At 70.1% G+C, this 4,593-nt stretch carries 4 protein-coding genes; all 4 read left to right on the top strand.

The annotated features are described in order from the left end of the window. Positions 1-645: 645 nt before the first annotated feature. Entirely contained in the window at positions 646-1,737 is a 1,092-nt protein-coding gene (locus ACFPZL_RS10280; RefSeq protein WP_218116392.1) for a hypothetical protein, read from the top strand. Between the two features lie 443 nt (positions 1,738-2,180). Further along, positions 2,181-2,609, top strand: coding sequence for a 50S ribosomal protein L11 (rplK, locus tag ACFPZL_RS10275; protein ID WP_218116071.1), 429 nt, complete (start codon positions 2,181-2,183; stop codon positions 2,607-2,609). Between the two features lie 12 nt (positions 2,610-2,621). Continuing rightward, positions 2,622-3,311 carry a 50S ribosomal protein L1 gene (gene rplA, locus ACFPZL_RS10270; RefSeq protein WP_218116070.1) on the top strand — a complete coding sequence of 230 codons (690 nt, stop codon included), beginning with the start codon at positions 2,622-2,624 and terminating at the stop codon, positions 3,309-3,311. A gap of 304 nt (positions 3,312-3,615) precedes the next feature. Then, a partial coding sequence (locus ACFPZL_RS10265; protein WP_382335317.1) for a serine/threonine-protein kinase occupies positions 3,616-4,593 on the top strand: 978 nt, incomplete at its 3' end.

Here is a 4,593-nt window from a genome sequence, read left to right as displayed (position 1 = left end):
GCCGCGCGCCTCGCGGTCGACGCCTGACCGTTGCGCCGGACGGTCGTGCCGACCTTTGGCGCCGGATGGTCGTGCCTGCCCGTCGCCGCTCGACGATCGCCGCCTGGCGGTCTCGCCCGACCGTTGACACCTGACCGTTGACGTCTGACGGTCGTGCTGACCGTTGGCGCCGGACAGTCCGATACCCGGGTCCCATCTGTTTCACGCCCCACCCTGCCGCCATCGGCCCCCTTCTTCACGAACGGCCCCGGAAATGACCGTCGGTGTCGGGGCCGCTCGTGAAGAAGGGCGCCGCTCGCGGGGAGGGGGCCGAACACGGAGACGGGAGTCGCTCGTTGGGAAGGGCGCCGCTCGCGGGGAGAGGGCCGCTCGCGGGGAAGGAAGCCGGGCGAGAGAGGGCGCGAGGTCTGCCGGGTTGCCCTGGCCGCGCGAAGCGCGACGCGCGGCGCTTGCGAGTGCGGGGCCGGATGCCTGGCACCGGAGGCGTGCGTGCACAGGCGACGACAGCGGATCGGCCGGAAGAGGCAGAAACTCGAGAACCAGATTCGGCGTTCACCGCCTGTCGAGAAGCTGAGTTATCCGCAGATTCCGCAGTCTTTCAGGATCCGGGCTCGCGACCGGGCGGGGCGGATGCAGGATCGTCGCATGCAGGTCGAAGAGAAGCTCGCCCTGATCGCGCAGCACCTGTTCCACGCGGCCGATCTGGCGCGTAACGGGTACACCGCCCGCGATATCGCCGCGGCGGTCGAGTCGGGGCGGTTCATCCGCATGAGGCGGGGCTGGTACCTCGACGGTGGTCGCTGGGAGGACGGCGAAGCGGCGGATCGCCACCTCGCGGCGCTTCTGGCGGCGAACGCGTCGGCGCCGGGTGCGCGAATCTTCTCGCATCGGTCGGCCGCGACGCTGCACGGTTTGCCGGTCTGGTCGGGCTGGCTCGGGGCCGCGGCGGGTCTCGGGTCGTCGTTGCCGGAAGCGGCCGAGCGGGATCGGCAGCTCGCAGTGGAGGTCATAGCCCGAGGGTCGGTGAGCGGCCCATCGACCCCGCGACTAGTGCGTCATCGATGCGAACTCGCCGACGCGGATATCGGGGTGTTCGGCGGTTTCACCTGTACCTCGCCCGAGCGGACGATCGTCGATCTCGCCCGGACCGAGCCCTTCGCAGTTGCGTTCGCCTGCGCCGAGAAGCACCTGCGCAGGATCGCCTGCACCGGTCGCGGGGTCGACCTCGAAGCGTGGGCCGCCTGGCGGGAGCGCATGCTCGAACGGGTGCGTCGCCGCCCGCGCATGCGAGGCTCGGTCGCCGTCCGCATGATCGCTGTGCTGGCCGGTCCGGAATCCGAATCCGAGCTCGAGAGCATCAGCCGGCTCCGGTTGCTACAGCTCGGGTTCGAAGCCGAGCAGCAGGTCCCGGTCCGGTCGGAGACCGGCGGCAGCCTCTATCTCGACTTCGTGCTCCGCGGGCTCGGCCTGTTCGGCGAATGCGACGGCAGGGCGAAGTACACCGACCCCGAGTTCAGGGGCGGACGAAGCGCCGACCAGGTGCTCTACGACGAGAAGCGCAGACATGATTGGGTGAGCGGGAGCACCGGATGGCGCGGTATCCGGTGGGGCGCGCCCGACCTGATCACGGTCGGGCGCTTCGGGCGGCGCCTGCGAGAGTTCCGCGTACCCGTCCCCGGTGCGCCGACCCGTGCCTACGGCGCAGAGGCGGCCGCGTTCCTCCGACGTCTCCCGTGAACCGGGGTCGTCGGCGCGCTTGAGCCGACCTGGTGGCGGCGACCGGCCCCCTTGCTGACGAGCGGCCTGGGAGTTCTCCGTTGAAGAGGGGACCGCTCGTCAGCAAGGGGGCCAGTCGCCGAGGGGGAGGGGGAAGGGGAAGGGAGGGGCGTGGAGGAACCCGCAGAAGGGCGGAGGGGCGGGGTGCCGAAGCGGAGCGGGTGCGAAAAAGTGCAGTGGCGAGCGGGCAGGGCGGACGAGCGGACCGGTGTGGACGACCCGGCCTCAGGTGCGAGCGGACGAGCGGGCAAGATGCGAGGATCCCGCCGATCGGCTAGACTATTGGAGTTTGCGTCCGTGGCGTCTCGCACGCCCACCGGTCGCGAACACGCTACCGCATCCGGGAGAGGCCCGGGTCGCGGGAGAAGCCGGTGAGAGTCCGGCTTCGAGGAGAGGAAACAATCATGGCAAAAGCCAAGAAGGTGACCGGTCTGATCAAGCTTCAGATCGCCGCCGGCGCTGCGAACCCGGCGCCCCCCGTGGGCCCCGCGCTGGGTCAGCACGGCGTCAACATCATGGAGTTCTGCAAGGCCTACAACGCGGCCACGGAGAGCCAGCGGGGCAACATCATCCCCGTCGAGATCACCGTCTACGAGGATCGCTCGTTCGACTTCATCCTGAAGACCCCCCCGGCCGCCGAGCTCCTGAAGAAGGCCGCCGGCGTGCAGAAGGGCTCGGGCACCCCCCACACCGTCAAGGTCGCGAAGGTGACCGCCGATCAGGTGCGCCAGATCGCCGAGCAGAAGCAGGCCGATCTCAACGCCAACGACATCGACGCGGCGGCGAAGATCATCGCGGGCACCGCCCGCTCCATGGGCATCACGGTCGAGTAAGGGGCAACGCAAATGGCACAGAAGTCGAAGGCATATCGCGCCGCCGTCGAGAAGATCGAGGCCGGCAAGTTCTACACCCCCGCCGAGGCCGTGGCCCTGGCTCGCGAGACCGGGTCGGCCAAGACCGACAGCACCGTCGAGGTCGCCGTCAAGCTGGGCGTCGATCCCCGCAAGGCGGACCAGATGGTTCGCGGCACCGTCAGCCTGCCCCACGGCACCGGCAAGACGGCTCGAGTCATCGTGTTCGCGACCGGCCCGGCGGCCGAGGCCGCCATCGCCGCAGGCGCCGACGAGGTCGGTGGCGACGAGCTGATCGAGAAGGTGGCCGCCGGCTACACCGATTTCGATTCGGCCGTCTCGACCCCCGAGCTCATGGGCAAGGTCGGTCGTCTGGGCAAGGTGCTCGGCCCCCGCGGCCTGATGCCGAACCCGAAGACCGGTACCGTGACCCCGGATCCGGCGAAGGCCGTGACCGAGATCAAGGGCGGCAAGATCGAGTTCCGCGTCGACAAGCACTCGAACGTGCACTTCATCGTCGGCAAGGCATCGTTCAGCGCCGACCAGCTGAACGACAACATCAGCGCGGTGCTCGACGAGATCGTCCGCCTGAAGCCGACCTCGTCGAAGGGCAAGTACGTTCAGAAGGGCGCCGTGTCGACCACGTTCGGTCCCGGCATTCCGCTGGACGTCAACGCACTCTGATCCCGAGACGATACCGCACGGATCGCACGAGAACCCCCGGCCCCGCGGCTGGGGGTTTTCGCGTTCCCGGGACCCGCTCCGCGCCGCCGACGGCGCCCGATCCACGCTCGTGACGCACCCGGATCCGCCCGCCCGAAGCACCCCGGATCCGACCGTGCTGGGCCACACGGCCGGCCGGGCGGGAAAGATATGATGTGCGTATGAACCAGCCCTCTCGCAACGCACCGTCTGCGACCGACGAACCGGGCGGCGCGCAGGCCACTGCGAGAGGTACTCCGCCGAGCTCCGAGGCAGCGGTCGACCGATGAGCAGGACCGCGACGCCGAACCCGCCGCCCATCACCGGGTTCGGGTATGTGCGTCCGCTCGGTGCGGGCGGTTTTGCGCATGTGTACCAGTACGAGCAGGACATGCCGCGCCGTATCGTCGCGGTGAAGGTGCTGGAGACCAGGCTCGGGGAACCGCGGGATCGCAGCGACTTCGAGGCCGAGGCCGACGCGATGGCGCGGCTCTCGAGCCATCCCTCGATCGTTTCGGTCTATTCGGCCGGAGTGGCGGCGGACGGCCGCCCGTATCTCGCGATGGAGTACTGCCCGGACTCGATGCGGGCGCGCACCCGCGGCAACCCGGCGCGGCTCGACATCGTGCTCGACGCAGGGGTGCGGCTCGCGGGCGCGCTCGAGACCGCGCATCGCGCGGGGATCCTGCACCGGGACATCAAACCGTCGAACGTGCTGATCGCGACGACCGGGCGACCGGCGCTCGCGGATTTCGGCATCTCGTCGCTCGCCGGGCGCGATTCCTCGCACGAGAAGGCCCAGGCGATGTCGATCCCGTGGTCGGCTCCCGAGGTCGTCTCCGGGGCGAGTTCGGGCACCCCGGCGAGCGAGATCTGGGCGCTCGGGGCGACGCTCTACACCTTCGCCGCGGGCCGGTCGCCCTTCGAATCGCCGGATCGGCGGCAGAACACGCAGGTGCGGATGAGCGAGCGCATCGGCCGCGCCCGATACACGCCGATTCCCGGAGCTCAGGGGTACGAGGCGTTCGATGCGGTGCTGGCGCGTGCGATGGCGCTCGTGCCCGAGCAGCGCTTCGCCTCGATGCGCGAGTTCGGCGAGACGCTGCAGCAGCTGCAGCGCGCCTACGGTTTCGACGTCACGCCGCTCGACCTGGTGGAGCCGAGCTGGACGGCGCCCGTCGTCACGGCTCCCACCGGCCCGCGCGGCCCGGTGATCTCGCAGGTGCGCCCGACGACGCGTGCTCAGCGGCGGGCGGAGTCGGCC

It is taken from the genome of Leucobacter soli, from assembly GCF_042659205.1.
GTDB lineage: Bacteria > Actinomycetota > Actinomycetes > Actinomycetales > Microbacteriaceae > Leucobacter > Leucobacter soli.
This window is presented reverse-complemented; position numbering and strand designations above follow the sequence as displayed.

Bases quoted from the DNA above. Each gene is read 5' to 3' on its own strand.
- ACFPZL_RS10280 (WP_218116392.1), top strand. From the start codon at position 646: ATGCAGGTCGAAGAGAAGCTCGCCCTGATCGCGCAGCACCTGTTCCAC.
- rplK (WP_218116071.1), top strand. From the start codon at position 2,181: ATGGCAAAAGCCAAGAAGGTGACCGGTCTGATCAAGCTTCAGATCGCC.
- rplA (WP_218116070.1), top strand. From the start codon at position 2,622: ATGGCACAGAAGTCGAAGGCATATCGCGCCGCCGTCGAGAAGATCGAG.